The organism is Amycolatopsis sp. NPDC045836, assembly GCF_056431745.1.
In genome coordinates this window covers 48,314-69,638 of record NZ_JBWKKF010000004.1, presented here as the reverse complement: position 1 = coordinate 69,638, position 21,325 = coordinate 48,314, and the positions used below count along the sequence as shown (strand labels likewise).

17 protein-coding genes are annotated in these 21,325 nt (G+C 73.8%); 10 read left to right on the top strand and 7 right to left on the bottom strand.

Annotated elements, in window-relative coordinates; genetic code table 11:
• Nucleotides 1–34 precede the first annotated feature (34 nt).
• Genes AC07EG_RS07700 through AC07EG_RS07690 form a run of 3 tightly spaced genes read left to right on the top strand, consistent with a single transcriptional unit; the run spans nucleotide 35 to nucleotide 1,918 of the window.
• Entirely contained in the window at nucleotides 35–679 is a 645-nt protein-coding gene (locus AC07EG_RS07700; protein WP_478252229.1) for a TetR/AcrR family transcriptional regulator, read from the top strand.
• Nucleotides 672–968 carry a GNAT family N-acetyltransferase gene (locus AC07EG_RS07695; RefSeq protein ID WP_478252228.1) on the top strand — a complete coding sequence of 99 codons (297 nt, stop codon included), beginning with the start codon at nucleotides 672–674 and terminating at the stop codon, nucleotides 966–968. Before AC07EG_RS07700 ends, AC07EG_RS07695 begins: the two co-directional genes overlap by 8 nt.
• On the top strand, nucleotides 965–1,918 hold the full coding sequence (locus AC07EG_RS07690) for a pirin family protein (RefSeq protein WP_478252227.1): 954 nt from the start codon (nucleotides 965–967) through the stop codon (nucleotides 1,916–1,918). Before AC07EG_RS07695 ends, AC07EG_RS07690 begins: the two co-directional genes overlap by 4 nt.
• On the opposite strand, the gene AC07EG_RS07685 is transcribed toward AC07EG_RS07690, so the two are convergent.
• The 6 genes from AC07EG_RS07685 to AC07EG_RS07660 form a co-directional block, all read right to left on the bottom strand.
• Nucleotides 1,877–3,115, bottom strand: a complete 1,239-nt coding sequence (locus AC07EG_RS07685) for a PP2C family protein-serine/threonine phosphatase (RefSeq protein WP_478252226.1) — start codon at nucleotides 3,113–3,115, stop codon at nucleotides 1,877–1,879. The genes AC07EG_RS07690 and AC07EG_RS07685 overlap by 42 nt on opposite strands.
• The gene (locus AC07EG_RS07680) at nucleotides 3,112–4,119 is read right to left on the bottom strand and encodes an ATP-binding protein (RefSeq protein ID WP_478252225.1); all 1,008 of its coding nucleotides are present in this window, start codon (nucleotides 4,117–4,119) and stop codon (nucleotides 3,112–3,114) included. The genes AC07EG_RS07685 and AC07EG_RS07680 overlap by 4 nt, the downstream gene beginning before the upstream one ends.
• Nucleotides 4,116–4,553, bottom strand: a complete 438-nt coding sequence (locus AC07EG_RS07675; RefSeq protein WP_478252224.1) for an ATP-binding protein — start codon at nucleotides 4,551–4,553, stop codon at nucleotides 4,116–4,118. The genes AC07EG_RS07680 and AC07EG_RS07675 overlap by 4 nt, the downstream gene beginning before the upstream one ends.
• On the bottom strand, nucleotides 4,540–4,923 hold the full coding sequence (locus tag AC07EG_RS07670; RefSeq protein ID WP_478252223.1) for an STAS domain-containing protein: 384 nt from the start codon (nucleotides 4,921–4,923) through the stop codon (nucleotides 4,540–4,542). Before AC07EG_RS07670 ends, AC07EG_RS07675 begins: the two co-directional genes overlap by 14 nt.
• On the bottom strand, nucleotides 4,920–5,813 hold the full coding sequence (locus AC07EG_RS07665) for an STAS domain-containing protein (RefSeq protein ID WP_478252222.1): 894 nt from the start codon (nucleotides 5,811–5,813) through the stop codon (nucleotides 4,920–4,922). Before AC07EG_RS07665 ends, AC07EG_RS07670 begins: the two co-directional genes overlap by 4 nt.
• Before the next feature lie 100 nt (nucleotides 5,814–5,913).
• Entirely contained in the window at nucleotides 5,914–7,329 is a 1,416-nt protein-coding gene (locus tag AC07EG_RS07660) for an acyl-CoA carboxylase subunit beta (protein WP_478252221.1), read from the bottom strand.
• A gap of 718 nt (nucleotides 7,330–8,047) precedes the next feature.
• On the opposite strand from AC07EG_RS07660, the gene AC07EG_RS07655 reads away from it, so the two are divergent.
• The 5 genes from AC07EG_RS07655 to AC07EG_RS07635 all read left to right on the top strand — a co-directional run bounded on the left by AC07EG_RS07655 (nucleotide 8,048) and on the right by AC07EG_RS07635 (nucleotide 19,069).
• Nucleotides 8,048–10,918 (top strand): helix-turn-helix transcriptional regulator, encoded by a 2,871-nt coding sequence (locus tag AC07EG_RS07655; RefSeq protein ID WP_478252220.1) that lies wholly within the window; start codon nucleotides 8,048–8,050, stop codon nucleotides 10,916–10,918.
• Entirely contained in the window at nucleotides 10,915–13,635 is a 2,721-nt protein-coding gene (locus tag AC07EG_RS07650; RefSeq protein WP_478252219.1) for an AAA family ATPase, read from the top strand. The genes AC07EG_RS07655 and AC07EG_RS07650 overlap by 4 nt, the downstream gene beginning before the upstream one ends.
• Before the next feature lie 4 nt (nucleotides 13,636–13,639).
• Nucleotides 13,640–16,444 (top strand): ATP-binding protein, encoded by a 2,805-nt coding sequence (locus tag AC07EG_RS07645; RefSeq protein ID WP_478252218.1) that lies wholly within the window; start codon nucleotides 13,640–13,642, stop codon nucleotides 16,442–16,444.
• Between the two features lie 512 nt (nucleotides 16,445–16,956).
• Nucleotides 16,957–17,649, top strand: a complete 693-nt coding sequence (locus AC07EG_RS07640) for a helix-turn-helix transcriptional regulator (RefSeq protein ID WP_478252217.1) — start codon at nucleotides 16,957–16,959, stop codon at nucleotides 17,647–17,649.
• Between the two features lie 139 nt (nucleotides 17,650–17,788).
• Nucleotides 17,789–19,069 (top strand): cytochrome P450, encoded by a 1,281-nt coding sequence (locus AC07EG_RS07635; protein ID WP_478252216.1) that lies wholly within the window; start codon nucleotides 17,789–17,791, stop codon nucleotides 19,067–19,069.
• Here AC07EG_RS07635 and AC07EG_RS07630 read toward each other — a convergent pair.
• Nucleotides 19,036–19,434 carry an STAS domain-containing protein gene (locus AC07EG_RS07630; RefSeq protein ID WP_478252215.1) on the bottom strand — a complete coding sequence of 133 codons (399 nt, stop codon included), beginning with the start codon at nucleotides 19,432–19,434 and terminating at the stop codon, nucleotides 19,036–19,038. The two genes, AC07EG_RS07635 and AC07EG_RS07630, sit on opposite strands and share 34 nt — an antisense overlap.
• Nucleotides 19,435–19,584: 150 nt before the next feature.
• Here AC07EG_RS07630 and AC07EG_RS07625 point away from each other — a divergent pair, with 150 nt between their 5' ends.
• The gene (locus AC07EG_RS07625; RefSeq protein ID WP_478252214.1) at nucleotides 19,585–20,205 is read left to right on the top strand and encodes an L-threonylcarbamoyladenylate synthase; all 621 of its coding nucleotides are present in this window, start codon (nucleotides 19,585–19,587) and stop codon (nucleotides 20,203–20,205) included.
• Between the two features lie 12 nt (nucleotides 20,206–20,217).
• Complete coding sequence (locus AC07EG_RS07620) at nucleotides 20,218–21,084, top strand: hypothetical protein (protein ID WP_478252213.1); 867 nt, start codon at nucleotides 20,218–20,220, stop codon at nucleotides 21,082–21,084.
• The last annotated feature ends 241 nt before the right edge of the window (nucleotides 21,085–21,325 follow it).

Below are 21,325 nucleotides of genomic sequence, written 5' to 3'. Positions count from 1 at the left end.
AACGTATGCGCGTATGCCGTACGCTGTCAACGAGATGCCCCGCCCCCGCTCCCTGACCCCCGCCCGGATCGCCACCGCCGCGCTCGCCGTGCTCGACCGCGACGGCCTCGCGGCGCTGTCCATGCGTGCCGTGGCGAGCGAACTCGGCATGGGCACGATGTCGCTCTACCGCTACGTCGAGGACCGCGAGCAGCTCGAATCGCTCATCGTGGAACTGGTGCTCGGCGGAATCGACCTCGAAGCACCGCCGCGGGCGCCGTGGCGCACCCGGCTGACCACCTACGCCGAGCGGATGCGCGCGGCCGTCGGCGGCCACCCCGCCGTGGTGCCGCTGCTGCTCACCCACCGGCATTCGTCGCCGGCCTCGGCCCGCTGGGGTGAGGCCGTGCTGGGCGTGCTGGCCGACGCCGGGTTCCACGGGCAGCGCCGGGTCATCGCCTTCCGCGTGCTGGTCGGTTACCTGCTCGGCGCGCTGCAGGCCGAGCACCTGGGGCCGCTGTCCGGTCCGGGCACCGACGCGCTGGCCGCGCTGCCCGAGACCGAATTCCCCCGGCTGCGTGAAACCGCGCGCCGGGCCAGGCGGATCGGCGCCGACGAGGAGTTCCGCGGCGGACTGGCCGTGGTGCTGCGAGGCATCGGCGGAAGTACCGGTGGCAGTGAGGAGAACGGTGATGGCTGAGCGACCGCGGGTGGAGCGGAACCAGGACGGCTCCCGGTACGAGGTCTTCGTCGGTGACCGGGTGGCCGGTTTCGCCGAGTACCGGGAGGACGGTGACCGGACCGTCTTCACCCACACCGAGGTCGGCGACGAGTTCGGCGGTCAGGGGCTGGGCAAGGTGCTCGCCGCCGGTGCGCTCGACGACGTGGTCCGGCGGGGGCGGGTGATCGTGCCGCTGTGCCCGTTCATCGCGAAGTACCTCGAACGCAACCCCGGCTACGAAGCCCACGTCGGCCGGAGCGGGCGATGACCGGCCTGGACAGCAGGCCCGAGGCGCCGCTCCGCCGGTCGGCGGCCGGGGAGGGCGCGGTGGCGGAGTTCCACGAACCGCGGGCGGTGCCGCTCGGCGGGGTGCGCGGGATGAAGGTGGACCGGCTGCTGCCGCAGCGGGCCCTGCCCGCCGTCGGCGCCTGGTGCTTCCTCGACCGGTTCGGCCCGGAACGGGTCGAGATGAACGTGCTGCCGCACCCGCACACCGGCCTGCAGACGGTGACCTGGCCGCTGGCCGGACAGATCCGGCACCGGGATTCGGTCGGCTCGGACGTGCTCGTGCGCCCGGGGCAGCTGAACCTGATGACCGCGGGACGCGGTATCGCGCATTCGGAGTTCTCGGTGCGCGGCACCGGGGAAGTCCCGCTGCTGCACGCCTTGCAGCTGTGGGTGGCGCTGCCCGACGCCGCGCTGGGCATCGAGCCGTCCTTCGAGCAGCACACCGACCTGCCCGCCTACACCGCGGACGGGGTCACCGCGACCGTGCTGATGGGCGCGCTCGGTGACGCCGTTTCACCCGCCACGGTGCACACCCCCTTGCTGGGCGCCGAACTGGCGGTCACCCCCGGCGCGCGGGCGGTCCTGCCGCTGCGCCCGGACTTCGAGCACGCCCTGCTGGTGATCGACGGGGAGCTCGAGGTGGACGGCGTGCCGCTCGGCGCGGGCCCGCTGCTCCACCTCGGCACGGGGCGCGCGGAACTGGGCATCACCGGCCACGCCCGCGCGCTGCTGCTCGGCGGTGAGCCGTTCCCCGGCGAACTGGTGATGTGGTGGAACTTCGTCGGGCGCAGCCACGACGAGATCGCCGCCGCCCGCGCCGACTGGGCCGCGGGCACCCGTTTCGGCGTGGTCGACGGCCACGGCGGCGAGCGGATCCCGGCTCCGGTGCTACCCGGCGTCCGGCTCACCCCGCGCCGCCGCCGGTCGTAGCCGGGCAGCCAGCAGCAGGGTGTCGTCGAGGTGGGTGACGACTTCGTGCATGTCGCGCACCACCGCCTCGGTCAGCTCCCCGGCCGGCCGGCCGGCGTGGCGGCGGGCCACCGCCCGCAGGCGCTGCTCGCCCTCCTCGGCGTCCTTCCGGCTCTCGGTCAGCCCGTCGGTGTACAGCAACAGCAGGTCGCCGGGGTGCAGCCGGTGCCGGACGAGGGTGTCGCTGCCCGGCTGCGGGAAACCGATGCCGCGGCCGGGGGTGGGCAGGAACCGGACGTCGTCCCCGGAGACCACCAGCGCGGGCGGGTGCCCGCCACCGGCCAGCCGCAGCTGCCCGGTCTCCGGGTGCAGCCGCGCCACCTGCACGGTGGCCCGCAGCCGCGGTTCCCCGGCGAGCACGGTGTGCGCGGTCCGCTCGATCAGCTCCTCCAGCGGCCGCCCCTCCAGCGCCAGCGCCCGGACCGCGTGCGTGACCTGCAGGGCGTGCCGGGTGCAGGTCACCCCGTGCCCGACCGCGTCGACCACGGTGATGTGCAGGGTGCCGTCCGGCAGCAGGAACCAGTCGTAGAGGTCACCGCCGGTCGGGGCCTGCGGATCGGCCGGGTCGTACCGCACGCCCAGCTCCACCCCCGGCACCGCGGGCGGCGGCGGGCGCAACGCGTGCTTGAGCTCGCGGAAGATCAGCGCGTGCGCCTCGCGCAGCTGCTCGTCGCGCTGCTCCAGGTCGACGTACATGGCCAGCACACCGCTGTTCGTCTCGGCGATTTCGTGCTTGAGCTGCCGGTGCTCGTGCTCGATGGCGTCGGCGCGGGCGAGCACCGCCCGCAGTTCTTCCTCGGTGGCCAGTTCCTCGTCCGAGGCCCGGCCCCGGGCGGGGTGCCCGGGCACCGGCAGCCGCCAGACCAGCCTGCCGGGCCCCGCCGGTTCGGCGGGCAGCGGCAGTTCGGGCAGTTCGGCGGGCGGAACGGCCAGCTCCACGGTGACCACCAGGAGGACCGAGCTGGTCTCGCGCCGGACGGTGGCGCTCAGCGTCAGCGGCGCCCCGGGTGGCGCGGCCCGCGCCACCATGGTCGCCGAGAGCACCAGCCGTGCCCGCACCTCCAGCGGCACGCCGTGCCGGTCGCACAGCTGACGCAGGTTCGCCCGCAGCTGCGGCAGCCGCTGGTGCGGAGCCGTGGTCCGCAGTTCCCAGCTCATCCCGGTGCTCCGGGGAACTGCACCACCAGCACGGAGGCGTCGTCGCGGGGCACCCGGTGGCGGTGCACCAGCGACGCCGCCAGCAGCGCGGGCACCAGCCCGGCCCGGGTGGCCGCGCCGGGCAGCCAGCCACCGGCCACCCCGTCGGAGTGCAGCACCGCGGTGGCGCCGTCCGGCAGGTCCACCGGCCGCACCGCGGCGGGCGGCAGGCGCAGCCCCACCACCCCGGGCAGGCTGAGCAGCTGCCGTGCGGAACCGTCCGCCAGCACCGCCGCGCTGACGTTGCCGATGCCGAGGAACTCCCCGTGCGTCCCCCGCCGCCGCAGCACCGCCACGGCCGCGCCCCTGGTCTGCCTGGCGGCGCGGTGCAGTTCGGTGAACAACGCGGGCAGCGGGCGCGCCGGGTCCGCGTCGAACGCGCGGAGCACCGCCGCGGAGGCTTCGGCGGCGTCCGGCCCGTGCCCGAGGCCGTCGGCGGTGAGCAGGGTGAACCCGGCTTCGGTCTCCCGCACCGCGGTCAGGTCGCCGCTGACCTCCTCCCCGGGCGCCGGCACGTTCAGGTGCGCCACCGGTGGCCGCCGCGGGCCGCCCGGCGCCAGCAGGCGGGCGCTGATCAGCGTGCCCTCACCCGGCACGGAGTGCACCGCGAACTCGCCCGCCATCCGGCGGATCGCACCCAGCCCGGCGCCGAGCGTGCCGGTGGTGGTGTGCCCGTCGGCCAGGCAGCGGTCCACGTCGAGCATGCCGGGACCGCCGTCCGCGGCGATGATGTCCACGCCGGTGCCGTGCAGCACCGGCTGGAGGTAGAGCTGGCCCTCGCGGGCGTGCTTGTCCAGGTTGCTGGCCAGTTCCGAGGCCACCACCGCGGCCTGGTCCGGCAGCGGCGAGGGCAAGCCGGCCGCGCTCGCCAGCTCACGGGCGATCCGCGCGGCCACGCGGACCGTGCTGACGTGGTCCACCCGCAGCTGCCTGGTGAACCCGCCGACGGCGAGCGGGGAGCTCATGCCCAGCGCTCCACCACGACGGTGGTGCCGCGGCCCGGTTCGGATTCGATGCGGAACTCGTCCACCAGCCGCCGGGTGCCGCCGAGGCCGTGGCCGAGCCCGGCGCCGGTGCTGTAGCCGTCGCTGAGCGCGGTGTCCACGTCCGGGATGCCCGGCCCGTCGTCGGAGACCACCAGCCGCACGCCCCGGCGCCCGCCCGCCCCGGTCAGCGGCACGATGCGCAGCACCCCGCCGCCGCCGTGGATGTAGGCGTTGCGCACCAGTTCGCTGGCCGCGGTGACCAGCTTGGTCTGGCCGACCAGGTCGAACCCGGCCGCGACGGCCGCGGCGCGGACCGCGTGCCGCGACCGCAGCAGGTCGCGCTCGTCGGCGATGGCGTGGTGCTCCTCGGGCACCGCACCACCCGGCTGGGTGGTGGTCTCACCCGTGTGCATGGGCACCGGTCCGCCGCTGCTCCCAGCCCAGCCGCGCCATCGCGCGCTCGGCGTTCAGCGCGGTCTCCACCCCGGACAGCTGCAGGCCGAGTTCGGACAGCGTGATCGCCACCGCGGGCCGCATCCCCGCCACGATCATCCGGGCCCCGAGCAGCTTGCCGGTGCCCGCCAGTTCCATCAGCACCCTGGCCACGAACGAGTCGATGATCTCCAGCCGCGAGATGTCGATCACCACCCCGCTGGCGCCCTCGTCGGCGATGCGGTCGACGAGTTCGCCGGTGAACTCCAGCGCGGTCTTGTCGTCGAGGTCGTTGAGCAGCCCGGTGAGCAGGATGTCGCCGAGGCGCAGGATCGGGACGGGGCCGGTCACCGGAGCTCCGCGAACTGCTCGCCGGTGCCGCTGGCGTCGTCGCTGCCGTCCCGCACCACGCGCATCGCCTCGGCCAGCGCGTCGGCCAGCGTGCTGCGGGTGCTGATCATCGACAGGTCGATGCCGAGCTGGGTGATGGTCTGCGCGATCGCCGGGCGGATGCCGCTGATCAGGCACTCCGCGCCCATCAGCCGCACCGCGCCGACGGTCTGCAGCAGGTGCTGGGCGACCACGGTGTCCACCGTGGGCACCCCGGTGATGTCGATGATCGCCACCCTGGCCTCGTTGGCCTGGATGGCTTCGAGCAGCCCGTTCATCACCACCTGGGTGCGGGCGCTGTCCAGGGTGCCGATCAGCGGTACCGCGAGGATGTGCCGCCACAGCCGGATGACCGGGGTGGACAGTTCGAGCATCTGCTCGTGCTGCCGCCGGATGATCTCCTCCCGTCCCTCTACATAGGACTGGAAGGTGAGCAGGCCCGCGGTGTCGAGCAGCTGGTTGACCACCAGCGAGGTCTCCAGCAGCACCGCCGGGTCGGTGGTCTCCCGGCGCACGGCGGCGAGCAGGATCTCCTTGAGCGAGAGGGTGGCCATCGCGGTGTCCTGCGGGGCGGCACCGTCGCGGGCACGCCGGGAGGACAGGTCGGTGATCGCGTCGCGCAGCGGCAGGTGCTCGCGGACGACCCGGCCGGCGGGCAGGTCGGAGTCGAGCCCCGTGCGCAGCGCCTCGAGCACCGCGGCCGCTTCGGCCAGCAGTTCCGCCCTGCCGGGCTGGTGGCCCTCGGCGAGGCGCCCCGACTGGGCCGTCACCCAGTTCTCCGTCAACTCGTCACCCGACTCGCGCAGCACGCGGGCCAGCAGGGCGCGCACCGTGGTTCCGCTCCCGGTCACCGATCATCCCTTCCGGCGGGCACCGGAGAACCCGCCCTTGCCACACCCGTTCCCGGTGCGGCAACCCTACCCAAGCGGACCGGGTTCGCGGTGACGACGCTCAGAGCGGGATGTTGCGGTGCTCTCCCCGGGTGTGCGGGAAGGAGGCGAGCAGGCCCGCCAGGCGCTGCCGGGTGTCCGCCGGTTCGATGACCTCGTCGACCACGCCGATGCCCAGTGCCCGGCCGACCCCGCCGGCGATCAGCTCGTGCTCGGCGACCAGCGTGGCCAGCAGCGCCTCGCGCTCGTGTTCCGGTGCGGCGGCGAGCTTCTTGCGGTGCAGGATGCCGACCGCGGCCTCGGCGCCCATCACCGCGACCTCGGCCTCGGGCCAGGCGAGCACCGCGCTGGCGCCGAGCGAGCGGGAGTTCATCGCGATGTACGCGCCGCCGTAGGACTTCCTGGTGACCAGGGTGATCCGGGGGACGACGGCTTCGGCGAAGGCGTGCAGCAGTTTGGCGCCGCGGCGGACCACCCCGCCCCACTCCTGCCCGACGCCGGGCAGGTACCCCGGCACGTCGACCAGCACCAGCAGCGGGATGCCGAAGGAGTCGCACATCCGCACGAACCGCGAGGCCTTCTCCGCGGACAGCGAATCCAGGCAGCCGCCCTTGCGCAGCGGGTTGTTCGCGATGACGCCGACGGTCTTCCCGCCGATCCGGCCGAAGCCGACGACGATGTTCGGCGCCCACTTCGCCTGCAGTTCGGCGAAATCGCCGTCGTCGAGCAGGGCGCGCACGAGTGGTTTGACGTCGTAGGCGCGGCGGGGGGAATCGGGCAGCAGCGCCCGGAGGTCTCCGGTGCCGGTGACGGCCTTCGTGTCGACCGAGCCCGGCCTGCCGACGAAGCCGACGATCCGCCGGGCTTCGGCGAAGGCTTCGGCTTCGGTCCCGGTGGTCACGTGCACGACGCCGGACTTGCGCCCGTGTGCCTCCGCGCCGCCGAGACCGGCCATGTCGATCTGCTCGCCGGTGACCGAGCGGACCACGTCGGGCCCGGTGACGAACACCCGGCCGGCTTCGGACATCACCACCAGGTCGGTCAGCGCCGGGCCGTAGGCCGCGCCACCGGCGGCCGGGCCGAGCACCACGGACAGCTGCAGCACGCGGCCCGAGGCGCGGACCATGGCGGCGAACATGCGGCCGATGCCGTCGAGCGCGGCCACGCCCTCGTTGAGCTTCGCGCCCCCGGAGTGCCAGACGCCGATCACCGGGCAGCCCTGCTCGACGGCGAGGTCGATCGCCTCGACGATCAGGGGTGCCTCGTCGACGCCGATGGCGCCGCCCATCCGGCTGCCGTCGGTGCAGTAGGCGATCACCGGCGTACCGCCGACGAGCCCGCGCGCCACGGCGAGGCCGATCCCCTCGCCGGCGTGGACGGGCACCAGCGAGCCGGGGTCGAGCAGCTGGGCCAGCCGGTGCACCGGATCGCGGTGGTCGACCGCCTCGGCCGAGTCCGGCACGGCGAAAATCGTCATCAGTCACCTCTACGGCTTGCCGTGGCAGGGGCGGCCCCAGTAGACCCGCGCCCTCCCCGGGATTTGCCTAGTCTTGCGGCATTTCCCCGCTCTTCGCCCTCTTTTTCCGCTTTTCGCGGACATTCGGGGAACAGCTCAGGTGAACCCCGCGAGGTCGCGCCGGTCACCGGAGGGCGGTGCGCCGGGCCGCCCAGCGGCACGGCGTGCCGTCCTCCGATGACCGGCTCAAAAGCGACCTCGCCGCCGCGCCGGAGGCGCGGCATAAAACACAGTTGGTTAATGACCGACCACAGTGAACAGTGCACTGTGTGTGCGTTCGAACGCACTGCGTGGAACCGCTCTTCCAGGCTTGATCGGTGTTTTCCATCGGCCGCCCATCGAACGGTAACTCCGGGCCGCGGCGGGGTCGTGGGGGATATGGGCGGTTCGCCTGCTCCGCGGTGGTGGCATCGGCCGCCGTAACACCGTTGTGCGCGGCGGAACACCTGCTCGGCGCGGTCGCCGGGGAAATGTTCACCGGAAAGGGCGGCGACCACGCGGAAGGCCGGACGGGGTCACCGTACGACTGTACGGTTCCACGGCCGGATCACCGGTCGTGCACGATGACCCGCGAGCCGCCTAACCTTGGTCCCGCGGATGCGGCGTGGGGGCCGGGATGCGGGGGTGACCCGCCATCTGGCGAAGTCGTCACGGGCTGCGCCGCGCAAGGGAGGACCAGTTGGTCGAGCGGACGGACGTCCCCGGCGGCCCCGGTGTGCTCGTCGGCCGGGGTGGCGAGCTGGGGGCGCTCGCGCGCCGGGCCGCGGCCGCCCGCGCCGGGGACGCGGGCCTGGTCGTCCTTTCCGGACCCAGCGGGATCGGCAAATCCAGTCTGCTGCGGGCGTTCACCGCCCAGGCCGCCGGGGAAGGCATGCGGGTGCTGCACGGCGCCTGCGGGGAAGTGGTGGCGGGCACCGGGTACGGCGGCGCGCAGGCGTTGTTCGGTTCGCTGGAGCTGACCGAGCGGTCCCCGCTGCTGCGCGGCGGCGCCCGCCGCGCCCTGGTCGCCCTGGCCGACGACCCGGGGAACACCGGTTCCTCGGCCGCGGACTACCCGGCGCTGCACGGGCTGTACTGGCTCGCGGTGAACCTGATGGCCGACGGGCCGCTGGTGCTGGCGCTGGACGACGTGCACTGGTGCGACGAGCGGTCCCTGCGCTGGCTGGAGTTCCTGATGCGGCGGGCGGACACCCTGCCGCTGCTGGTGGTGCTCGCGCTGCGCACCGAGACCGAACCGGTGGCACCCGGCGCGCTGGCCGACATCACCGCGCAACCGCGGGCGGTCACCATCGGCGTGGGCCCGCTGGCCGACGCCGACGTGGCCACCGTGATCGGCCGGGAGTTCCCCGGGCCCGCGGATCCGTCCTTCGTGCACAACGCCGCGGTGGTCTCCGGCGGCAACCCGCTGGTGCTCACCCGGCTGCTGCAGGAACTGCGCGAACTGGGCGTGGCACCCGACCGCGACGGCGCCCGCCGGGTCACCGAGGTCGGCCGGTACGTGGTGGCCACCTCGGTCCGCGCCGCGCTGGAGCGCAAACCGGACTGGGTGCGTGCGGTCGCGGTGGCCGTGGCGGTGCTCGGCGACCAGGGCGAGGAACTGCTCGGCGCGCTCGCCGGGGTGCCGTCCGCCCGGGTGGAGACGGCGCTGGAGCTGTTGCGCGGCGCGGACATCCTGGCCGCCGACCGGACCGAACCGGTGCACGACGTGGTGCGCACGGCGGTGCTGGACTCGATCGGCACCGGCGAACTCGCCGCGCTGCGCGTGCGGGCCGCCAGCCTGCTCAGCGACGCCGGGCGGCCCGCCGAGGACGTGGCGAACCTGCTGCTGCTGGTGCCGGAGGTGACCCAGCCGTGGATGACCGGGGTGCTGCGCGCGGCGGCCGCGCGGGCCGAGCTGCGGGGGGCGCCCGAAGCCGCGATCCGTTACCTGCACCGGGTTCTGGAGGCCGAACCGGAGAGCGTGCCGGTCCGGCTGCAGCTGGCGCGGTCACTGGTGGAGATCGACCCGCCGAAGGGGGCGGCGCTGCTGCGCGAGGCGCTGGTGCTGGCGCTGGACGTGCGCACCAGGGCGATGGTCGCGGTGCAGTTCGGCATGACCTGCCTGCACGTGCAGAAGTCGCCGGAGGCGGTGCGGGTGCTCGGCGAGGTGCTCGACGCGCTGGACCTGGAACTGGGGCCCGAACCCGATCCGGCCGACCGCGAACTGCGCACGCACGTCGAATCGGCGCTGCTGCTCACCGGCGTCGACGAGAAGGCCACCATCGCGCCGATCCGCGCGCGGGTGGCGCGGATGACCCCGCCGCCGGGGGACACCCCGGCCCAGCGGCAGCTGCTCGGCACGATGACCGTGGTGACCGCGATGGACGGCACCTCCCCGGCGCTGGCGGTGGAGCAGGCGCGCCGGGCGATGCGCGGGCCGGGGGTCACCCTCGGCGGCTGGTCGCTGCTGTCCTCCGCGCTCGCGCTCAGCTTCGCCGACGAGGTCGGCGACTGCATGGACGCGCTCGACCGGGTGCTCGACCACGCCAGGGAGAACGCGGCGGTGCGCACCTACGTGCTGACGCTGTCCTTCCGCGCGTTCATCATGCACGGCCTCGGCGAACTGGCCGACGCGATCTCCGACGCGCAGGTCTCGCTCGACGTCAGCCGCGGCGAACCGTGGGGCGACGCGGTGACCATGCCGCCGACGGCGCTCGCCGCCGCGCTGGTCGACCGCGGGGAACCCGAGCGCGCCGAGGAACTGCTGGCCGGGGTGGGGCGCACCGGCCTGGACCGGTTCGTCTGGGAGTACCACTGGTTCCTGATGACCCGGGCCAGGGCGCGGTGGGCCCGCGGCGACGCCGACAGCGCGCTGGCGTTGTTCGACGAGTGCGGCCGGTCGCTCAAGCAGGCCGGGCTGGTGAACCCGGCGTTCGTGCCGTGGTGGGTGGAGGCGGCGTGCGTGCTGGCCGACACCCGGCGGCCGGGCGACGCGGTGGAGATCGTCGACCACGGCAGCGAACTGGCCCGCCGCTGGGGCACCCCGCGGGTGCTGGGGCTGGCCGCGCTGGCCCGCGGGGTGATCACCCCCGGCACGGCCGGGATGGACCTGCTCGCCGAAGCCGCTTCGCTGCTGGCGCGCTCCCCCGCCCGGCTGGAGCAGGCCCGCGCCGAGTTCCGCCTGGGACAGGCACTGCTGCAGGCGGGGCACCGCGAACGCGCCCGCGGGCACCTGCGCACCGCCGCCGACCTGGCCCGCCGCTGCGGTGCGCTGGCGCTGGCGAGGTCGGCGCGCCGGGGCCTGGTCGCCGCGGGCGGGCGGATGCGGGAGATCACCGAATCACCGGTCGACATGCTCACCGGTACCGAACGCAAGGTCGCCGCGCTCGCGGTGGCCGGGGCGGGCAACCGCGCCATCGCCGAATCGCTGTTCGTCACCGTGCGCACGGTCGAATCGCACCTGACCAACGTCTACCGCAAGCTCGGCGTCGGTTCGCGCGCCGAGCTGGCCACCGCGCTGGCCGACATGCCGTCCTCGCTCGGCGGCGCGGCGAAGCGGGTGCTGTCGTGAACGGTGACCGGTTCACCGAGGTGTTCGGCCTGGAGCGGCAGGCCGAGCGGAACGCGCTGACCACCGTGCTCGGCGCGCTCGACCGCGGCACGCCGTCGGTGGTGGCCATCTCCGGCGCGCCCGGCCTCGGCCAGTTCGAGCTGCTGCGCTGGCTGGCGCGGCTGGCCGGTGGGCAGGGCGTGCGGGTGCTGTGGGCCAAGGCGACCCCGGCCGAGCACGAGCTGCGCTACGGCGTGGTCGCGCAGCTGCTCACACCGCTGGTGCCGCGGGTGCGCGAGGTGCTGGCCGGACCGGACCAGCTGCCGGGGCTGGCCGAGCTGACCCGGTCCGCGCGCACCCGGCCGACGATGGTGATCGTCGAGGAGGCGCAGTGGCTGGACCCGGCGTCGTCGGCCTGGCTGCACGCGCTGGTGCGCCGGCTGCCCGGCACCCGGCTCGCGTTGCTGGCCAGCACCGGCGGCGGTGTCTGCGGGGACGCCGAGCCGGTGTCGAGCCTGGTGCCCGGCGGGCAGGTGGACACCGTCGAACTGCCGCTGGCCCCGCTCGGCCCGCGTGGGGTGGCGGACGCGGTGGAGCTGGTCTGCGGCGAGCCGGGCGAGCCCGCGTTCACCGCCGCCGCGCTGGCCGCCACCGGGGGCAATCCCTTGCTGCTCAAGGAAGTTCTCGGCGAGTTCCGGGACCGGGGCGACCGCCCGGTGGCCGCCGGGGTGCCGCGCCTGCGGGCCATCGGCGAGGCCGCGCTCGGCGAGTACGCCACCCGGGTGCTGGACGGGCTGTCCGCGGAGACCATGTCGGTGCTGCGGGCCGTCGCCGTCTGCGGGCACGTGCTCGACTTCCCGCTGCTCTGCCGGCTGGCCGGGGAGCCCACCCTGCACGAATCGCGGATCCGCTCGATCCTCGCCTCCAGCGGGCTGACGGTCGGCGAGGGGGAGCGGCTGCGGGTGCGCGCGCCGGTGGTGGCGGCCAGGGTGCTGGAGCGCATGCCGGGCCCCGAACGCGCCGCACTGCACGCCCGCGCGGCGGAACTGGCCTACCGGGCCGGCGCCGGTGATCCCGACGTGGCGCGGATCCTGCTGTGCGCCGGGCCGATCGGCAGCCGGTGGGCGGAGCACCTGCTGCGCCGCAGCTTCGCCGCCGCGCTGCGCGACGGCGAGGACGGCCTGGCGACCGCCTACCTCAACCGCGTGCTGGAGGAACCGCTGGACCCGGTGACCCGCGCCCGGCTGACCTTCGAACTGGCCTCGGTGCAGGTGGCCGCGGCCCCGGTGGCCAGTGACCGGCGGCTGAGCGAACTCGCCACCACCCCCGGGCCCGAGTTCGCCGGGCTGCGGCTGCGCGCGGTGGACGCCAAGCTGAGCCGGGGCGACAGCCACTGGGCCCGCCGGGTGGCCGCCGAGGCGGTGCTCGCCGAGCACGAGTCCGAAAAGGACAGCATGCTGGCGCTGTACTGGCTTTCCGAGCAGACCCGCCAGGACGACGGCGAGCCGATGGTGCCGGAGATGCCGTCGCTGCCGGACCACCCGCTGGACACCGCGCAGGCCGGGGCCAGGGCCTGGCAGCTGGCGGCCTCGGCGAACGACCTGCAGGCCACCCGGGTGCTCGCCCGCCGGGCGCTGCGCCGGGAGCAGGCGCGCCCGCTGCTGGTGATGCCCCGGCTCTCCGCCTGCCGCGCGCTGATCCTCACCGACGACCTGGAGGAGGCCGAGGTCCAGCTGAACGCGCTGCTGGCCGACGTGCAGCGCGCGCACCTGCGGGCGGGCACCGCGCGGGTGCTGGCGGTGCGGGCCGAGCTGAGCATGCGCACCGGCCGCAACGACGTCGCCGAACGGGACCTGGCCGCCGCCGAGCGCGCGCTGCCGCTGAGCGGCTGGCACCCGAACATGGTGCTCTACCCGGTTTCCCTGCGGATGTGCATCGACGTCCAATATGGACGGCTCGACCGGGCCAGGGAACTGGCCGCGCGGGACAGCCCGGCCGAAGGCGCCTTCTCCGCCTACTTCATGTTCGCCAAGGCGCTGCTGGCGCTGGCCGAGGGCGACCCGGTGGCCGCGCTGGACCGGTTCCGCGAGTGCGGCAGGCGGTTGCTGCGGCAGAACATCGTGAACCCGGGCCTGCTGCCGTGGCGGTCGGTGGCCGCCGGCGCGGCCGCCGCGCTGGGCCACGTCAAGGAAGCGCAGCGGCTGAGCCTGGAGGAGTGGACGCTGGCCGAGAAGTGGGGGGCGCCGAGTGCGCTGGGCTGGGCCGAAATGGGCTTCTCCCGGCTGTCCGGTGAGGACCGCGTGCTCCGGGCCCGCGAAGCGCTGCGGGTGCTGCGCGGGTACCGGCTGAGCCCGGTCTACACCCTGGCCCTGCTCGAGGCCGCGGCGGCCGAACTGGACGACGGCGATCCGGCGGCGGCCCCGCCGTTGCTGGCCGAGGCCGCCGCGCTGGCCACCATCCACCGTTCGCACTGGCTCACCGCGCGGCTGCGGGAGCTGGGCGAGCGGGCGGGCACCCCGCCCGCCGCGCCGGTTTCGCCGATCTGGACCTCGCTGTCGGAGCCGGAGCGTAAGGTCGCGGTCATGGTCGCCCGCGGCCGCGCCAACGGGGAGATCGCGCAGGTGCTCTCGGTCACCAAGCGCACCGTGGAGCGGCGGCTGAGCTGCGTCTACCGCAAGCTCGGCATCAGCGGACGGGCCGAACTGGGCGCGCTGGTCAGGTCGATGGAGGGGTTCTGAGCCGATGTTGCTCGAGCGGGACGGCGAACTCGCGCTGGTGGCGAAGGCGCTGCGCGCCGCCGCGGCGGGCGAATCCGCGCTGATCCTGCTGCGCGGCCCGCTGGGCATCGGCCGGACCGCGCTGCTGCAGCGGCTGCCGGGGCTGGTCACCGGGTCCGAGGCCAGGGTGCTGCGGGCGAACGCGGCGCCGATGGAGCAGGACTTCGCCTTCGGCGTGGTCCGCCAGTTGTTCGACAGCCTGCTGGCGGGCACCCCCGAAGAGGCGCGCGAGCACTGGATGACCGAGCGCGCCGGGTTCGCCAAGCTGGTCTTCGCCGACGACGCGGTGCCCCCCGCGGAAACCAGGGACGTGGCCCAGTCCGAATCCGTGCTGCACGGGTTGTGCACGCTGCTGGCCAACGTCGGCGAAGAGACCCCGCTGCTGTTGCTGGTCGACGACCTGCAGTGGGCGGACGTGCCGTCGCTGCGGTGGTTCGCCTACCTGGCCCGGCGGTTGCAGGGGCTGCGGGTGGTGGTGGTCTGCACGCTGCGCGACGGTGATCCGCGCGCGCAGCACGCACTGGTGCGCGAGGTCGCCGATGCGGCCACCCGGGTGCTCACCCCGGCGCCGCTGTCGTTCGCGGCCACCGGTGAGGTGATCCTGCGCCACTTCGGCGAACAAGCCGACGAGGAGTTCACCAACGCCTGCCACGAATCCTGCGCCGGCAACCCGCTGTTCCTCAACTCCCTGCTGTTCAGCCTGGTCGCCACCGGCTGCCGCCCGGAGGCCGCGCAGGTACCGCAGCTGCGCACGCAGCGGCCGTCGAAGCTGCGCGAGCGGGTGGAGAGCGGGCTGCGCAACCAGCCGCAGCCGGTGCGGGACCTGGCCGCGGCCATCGCCACCTTCGGCGAGCAGGGCGATCCGGAGCTGATCGCGCGGCTGGCCGGGCTCGACGCGATCGGCTTCGCCGGCGCGCTGCGCTCGCTGCACCAGCTCGGCCTGCTGGCCACCGAGCAGGAACCGCGGTTCTTCCACCGGGTGGTGCAGGACGCGGTGGAGGCGTCGATGACCGTGGTCGAGCGCGAGCGGCTGCACGATTCGGCCGCCGCGCTGCTCTACCGCTTCGGCGCCCCGGCCGAGCAGGTGGCCGCGCAGCTGATGGCGGTGACCGCCTCGCGCCAGCCGTGGTCGGTGGTGGTGCTGCGGGCCGCCGCCGACACCGCGCTGCGCCGCGGCGCGCCGGACACCGCCGCCCGGTACCTGCGCCGCGCGCTGCTGGACAGCTCCACCGAGGGCGAGGACCGCGCGCGGCTGCTGATCGACCTCGCCACCGCCGAACGCGGGTTCGACCCGGCTGCCTGCGAACGCCACGTCTCCCAGGCCGTTCCGCTGCTGACCACCCCGCGCGACCGGGCCGCCGCGGTGCTGCGCATCGCACCGACCGTGCTCGGCGCGCCCCCGGCGTCGATGATCGACCTGATCGGGCAGGTGGCCGCCGACCTGGGCAGCGCGGACACGCTGGACGGTTCGGCGCGGGAGATCGCGCTGCGGCTGGAGGCCCGGCTCCGGCACGCCGGGCACGAGGACCCGGCGGAGCTGGCTTCGGCCAGTGAACGGCTGCGCGGGCTCGGCGAGCACCCGCCGATGCGCTCGGGTGCCGAACGCGAGCTGATCGTCGTGCTGCTGCACGCCGCCACGATCAGTTCCCGGCGCCCGGCCGCCGAGCTGGCCTCGCTGGCCAACCGGGTCCTGGAGCGGGAACCGGCCACGCCCTCGCACGTGCACACCGCGCTGCCGCTGCTGGTGCTCACCCTGATCGCGGCGGATTCGGTGCAGGGCATCAGTTCCTGGCTCTCCATCGAGCGGCAGGCGCGGCGGCAGCGGGTCACCGTGGCCGACGCGCTGGTGCACGTGGAGCACTCGCTGGTGCTCACCGCGCGCGGCAGGCTGCCCGCCGCCCGCGAGCAGGCCGAGCGCGCGATGCAGCTGGTCGACGCCGACTGGCACGAGGTCAGCGCCTGCGCCATGGTCTCGCTGGCCGCGGTGGCGCTGGAACTGCGGGACGCCGAGCTGAGCAAGCGCATCCTCAGCGGCGTGGGCAGGCGCCGCTCGGAGAGCCTGAGCCTGACCGCGGTCGGGTCGATCCTGGAGGCCGCGGTCGACGCGCACCAGGGCCAGTGGGTCAGCGCGCTGGACGAACTGCTCACCGTGGGCAGGCTGCTGGAGGCCTCCGGCTGGCGCAATTCCGCGCTCTACCCGTGGCGGCCGTGGGCGATCAGCCTGCACCAGCGCCTCGGCGACCACCCGTCCGCGCTGGCGCTGGCCGAGGAGGAGCACGCCTGGGCCGAGTCGTGGGGTGCGGCCTCGGCCATCGGCCGGGCCCTGCGGCTGCAGGGCTGGCTGCACGGGGGAGACCGCGGCCTGGACCTGCTGCGTGACGCGGTTGGCACGCTCCGTGGCTCGGCCAACGACCTGGAGCTGGCGCGGGCGCTGGTGCTGCTGGGCCGCAGGCTGGGGGAGTCGGCCGAGGCCACCGCCGCGCTGCGGGAAGGCGCCGAACTGGCCGCGGCCTGCGGGGCGGACTGGCTGGTCGAACGCGCCCGCCCGGCGGGCGGGGCCGGTCCGTCGCCGTCCCCGAAGGCGTCGCTGACCCGCACCGAGCGGCGGGTGGCCGAACTGGCGGGCACCGGGCTGACCAACGCCGAGATCGCCGACCGCCTCGGGGTGTCCTCGCGGGCGGTGGAAAAACACCTCACCAATTCCTACCGCAAGCTCGGCGTCGGCGGCCGGTCCGGGTTGGCCGAAGCCATCTCGGCCACCGCCGGTTGACGAACAATTCCCGTTCCCGGCGGGTGCTCCAGCTCACTCACCAGCTAGGGAAGTGCCGTTGTTTCCCCTCGGTAAACTCAATGGCAACGGGCTCGTTCCCAGACCATTCCACGGCCGTCGCCAATCCTGCGGTGGGCCGGCCGCCTGGTTCGGTGTCGGTGGTGCCGGTGTCGGTGGTACGGTTCGGTCGACGGGGGGACGCCCAGGTAAAAGCCGGTGTCAGCCGCCCTCCGGCCGGGGTTCGGGGGCGCCGACCGTACCGAACCACCGAAGCCGCCCCTGTCGGCCCGTACTACTTCGACAAGTTCCCACAGGCTTCTCACCCAGTTACCGCCCGCATTGACGCCCCGCTGCCGCGGTGGATAGTTTTCATTGCGACTTCAGGGCGTAGAGCGCTCTAAGAATCGTCGGGGCGGGAACTCACCGCGGAACACCGCCGGAGATCGAAACACCGTTTTGAAAAAGGCGATCCGGCGTTGCTTCTTCGATGACCGAAGGGATGGGCAGTCAGCATGACGAGTGCGGCACTCGCGGACACCGGCCGGGCACCGGTCCGCGGCTTCGAGCACGAACTGACCGTGGACACCGAGGCGGGCGCGCAGGCCGAGAAGGCGGGCCTGATGGTCTGCCTGGACCAGGCGCTGCGGGTCCAGCAGGCCAACCAGGAGTTCTTCCGCCAGTTCGGGATGGCCTCGGCGGACGTGTGCGGCCGCGGCTTCACCGAGCTGGTGCACCCGAGCATGCAGCAGGCGCTGCGGCGGCAGTTCGCCGGCCTGGTCGAGGGCAAGCGGCACCGCTTCGCCGCCCACGTGGTGCTGGTGCGCGCGGGCGGGGTGGCCTTCCCGGCGACGCTGACCGGGGTCGCGGTGCGCGGCGGCACACCGGAGATCGGCGGGTCCACCACGATCCTGGTGATGATGCGCCCGGCGCAGGGCGCCGCCGACGCCGGGGTGGTGACCAACCGCAAGAAGATCCTGTCCGAAATGGACGCCCGCATCCTGGAGGGCATCGCGGCCGGCTTCTCCACCATTCCGCTGGCGTCGCGGCTGTACCTGAGCAGGCAGGGGGTGGAGTACCACGTCAGCGGCCTGCTCCGGAAGCTCAAGGTGCCCAACCGCGCCGCCCTGGTCTCGCGTGCCTACTCGATGGGCGTGCTCAACGTCGGCATCTGGCCGCCCAAGGTGGTCGACGACTTCATCAAGTGAGCACCGGTGCCCAGCCGCCCAGGCCGGAGGCCGCGACCCGCCGGGTCGCGGCCTCCTTCCACGTCCGCCACCTGTGGGTTGCCGCACAGAGCAAAGGGGGTGTGGGCGGTTTGCCGGAGTCGGGAGTACCGTCGGCGGCGTGGGGCAGCTTCGGACGCGAGTGAGTGCCTGGCTGGCACGCCGGTACCTCAGCAGGGTGCGCAAAAAGGGCTTCGACCTGTCGAAGCTGGGCATGTTCCCGGATTCGGCGCTGATGCCGCTGCGGCGTGACGGCCTGGACCCGGTGCCGGAACTGGCCGGGCTGCGGCAGCGGGAGCCGATCAGCAGGCTCGACATCCCGTTCGGGGTGAACGTCTGGCTGGTTTCCGGTTACGAGGAGACCAAGGCGGTGCTCAGCGACTCCGCCCGGTTCAGCAACGACTTCGCCAACCTGGTCGGGGAGGCCGGGGCCAGCGCCGACGCCAACCCCGGCGGGCTCGGGTTCGCCGACCCGCCCGTGCACACCCGGCTGCGCAAGCTGCTCACCCCCGAATTCACCATGCGCAGGCTGTCGCGGCTCAAGCCCGGCATCGCCGCGATCATCGAGGAACGGCTCGACGCGATGGCCGCGGCTTCGGCCGGTGGCGCGCCGGTGGACCTGGTGCAGGAGTTCGCGCTGCCCATCCCGTCGCTGGTCATCTGCGAGCTGCTCGGCGTGCCGTACGAGGACCGCGAGGAGTTCCAGCACCTCAGCGTGGCCCGGTTCGACCTGTTCAGCGGGGCGGAAGCCTCCTTCGGCGCGATCTCCGAGTCGCTGGAGTACCTGCTCGGCGTGGTCGCCAAGCAGCGGGAGCACCCCGGTGACGGGCTGCTCGGCATGATCATCAAGGAGCACGGCGACGAGGTCGGCGACCGGGAACTGGCCGGGCTCGCCGACGGCGTGCTGACCGGCGGGTTCGAGACCACCGCCAGCATGCTGGCGCTCGGCGCGCTGATCCTGCTGCAGGACCAGGACACCTTCAAGCGCATCCACGACGACGACCAGGCGGTCGGCGGGTTCGTCGAGGAGGCGCTGCGGTACCTGACCGTGGTCCAGGTCGCGTTCCCGCGCTTCGCCAGGCAGGACCTGGAACTCGGCGGGGTGCGCATCGGCCGGGGCGACGTGGTGGTCTGCTCGCTGAGCGGGGCGAACCGGGACCCGGCGTTCGGCCCGGCGCTGGAGGACTTCGACGCCTTCCGCGCCCCGGCCCCGCACGTCGCCTTCGGCCACGGGGTGCACCGCTGCATCGGCGCCGAGCTGGCGCGGATGGAACTGCGTGCGGCCTACCCGGCGCTGGTCCGGCGGTTCCCGGAGGTGCGCCTGGCGGTGCCCGCGCACGAACTGAACTTCCGCAAGGTGTCGGTGGTCTACGGGGTGGAGTCGCTGCCGGTGCTGCTCTGAGCCAGCTGCCCGCCGTGCACGGCCTGAGCGGTGGTGTCGTGGAGCCGGAGCAGGTCGTCGACGCCGGTGGCGGCCAGCGCCCGGCGCACCGCGCGGGGACACCCGGCCACCCGGAACTCGATCCCGCGCTCGGCGGTCTCCTGGTGCACCAGCACGAGCGTGGCGATCCCGCAGCTGCCGAGGAACTCCACCTCGGTCAGGTCGGCGACCAGCACCTCCGGCGGGGTGGCGGCCAGCGCCGCGGCCAGTGCGGTGTCCCAGGTGCTCAGCGTGCCGAGGTCGATCTCACCGGCGGCGCGGACCACGACCACGCCCGCGGCCGGCCGCTCGGTCCGGACGGCAAGGGTGGTGGCTGGTCGGTTCACGGTTGCCCACCTCACTCCGCTGTGTGCGATCGAACGCGCACCGTGATGCACTAGGAAAAAGGTACGGGGTCCGGGCGGCCCGCGACAAGCTCGGGCGGGCCGCGGTCGCCCCGTCCGGCGGGCGCCGATCACCGTCACTAGGCTCCGCCCATGGCCAGGTACTTCGACGTGCACCCCGACAACCCCCAGCGCCGGTCGATCAGCCAGGTCGTGCGGCTGATCGGCGAAGACGGCCTGATCGCCTACCCGACCGACTCCTGCTACGCGCTGGGGTGCCGGCTGGGGAACAAGGACGGCATCGACCGGATCAAGGAGATCCGCGGGCTCGACGACAAGCACCACTTCACCCTCGTCTGCCAGGACTTCGCCCAGCTCGGGCAGTTCGTGCACGTCAGCAACGCGGTGTTCCGCCTGGTCAAGGCCGCCACCCCGGGCCGGTACACGTTCATCCTGCCCGCCACCAAGGAGGTGCCGCGGCGGCTGATGCACCCGAAGAAGAAGACCGTCGGCGTGCGCATCCCGGAGCACGTGGTCACCCAGGCGCTGGTCGCCGAACTCGGCGAGCCGCTGCTGTCGAGCACGCTGCTGCTGCCGGACCAGGCCGAGCCGATGACGCAGGGCTGGGAGATCAAGGAGCGGCTGGACCACCAGGTCGACGCCGTGCTCGACTCCGGGGACTGCGGGACCGAGCCGACCACGGTGATCGACCTGTCCGAGGGCGAGCCGGTGATCGTGCGCCGCGGCGCGGGCGACACCGCGCGGTTCGAATGATTTGCTGAGCGCATGGACCTCGATTCGATCGCCGCCGAGCTGTACTCGGGTTCGCGCGAGGAGTTCACCGGCAGGCGCAACGAGCTGGCGGCACGGGCGCGCAAGGCGGGGGACCGGGACCTGGCCGCCCGGATCAAGGAACTGCGCAAGCCGACCAGTTCGGCGTGGCTGACCAACCGGCTGGCCGCGGCGCACCCGGACGAGCTCGGGGAGCTGACCGAACTGGGCGAGTCGCTGCGGCAGGCGCACCGCGAGCTGGCCAGCGACGACATCCGCGAGCTGTCGCACCGGCGGCGCGAGCAGATCAACCGGCTGCTCGGGCTGGCCAAGCAGGTGGCGCGGGACGAGGGCGTCACGATGAGCGAGTCGATCACCCGGGAGGTGGAGAGCTCGCTCGAAGCGGCCGTCGCCGGGGAGGAGGCCGCCGAGCAGGTCACCGCCGGGCGGCTGAGCACCGCGCTGACCCCGGACATGACCGACATGTGGCTGATGGCCGCCTCCTCGGCACCCGCGCCGCCGCGCAAGGCGGAAAAGCGGACGGCGGCGGGCAAGAAGAAGGCCGAGCCGGTGCACGACGAACTGGCCGCGAAACGCGCCGAAGCCGAACGGCGGCGGCGCGAGGAACGCGAACAGGCCGAGGAACGCGCCAAGCGCACCGCCGCCGAACGGACCGCCGCCGAACGGGAACTGGCGGAACTGGAAGAGGAAGCCGAAGAACTCGGTGGCCGGGTGGAAAACCTGGAAAAGGAACTGGCGAAACTGAAGCAACGGCACCGGGACGCCCGCAAAGCCGTTGCCGCCGCGGAAAAAGCAGTGGAAAAGGCGACGGGTGCGGCCGGTGCCGCGGAACGCGCGCTCGCTTCCCTGCGTGAGCGGTGACGGCCGTTTCGCCAGGTGATCGGCTTCGTCGCGTCCGTGGCCGGTGCCGTTGGAGGTGCCCCGCCTTTCTGCGTGAGCGGTGACGTCGTGCACATCGCGGTTGGTTCCGCGGGTGGAGTTGTTCTCGCGGTGATCGTTGGAGGGGGCGCTGTGGGGCGGGCTTTCGCTTTCTTGCGTGGGCGTTGATGGCTGCGAGCGTGGCTCTTCCTTGCTGCACGAGCGGCGAAGTCGCGCCACACCA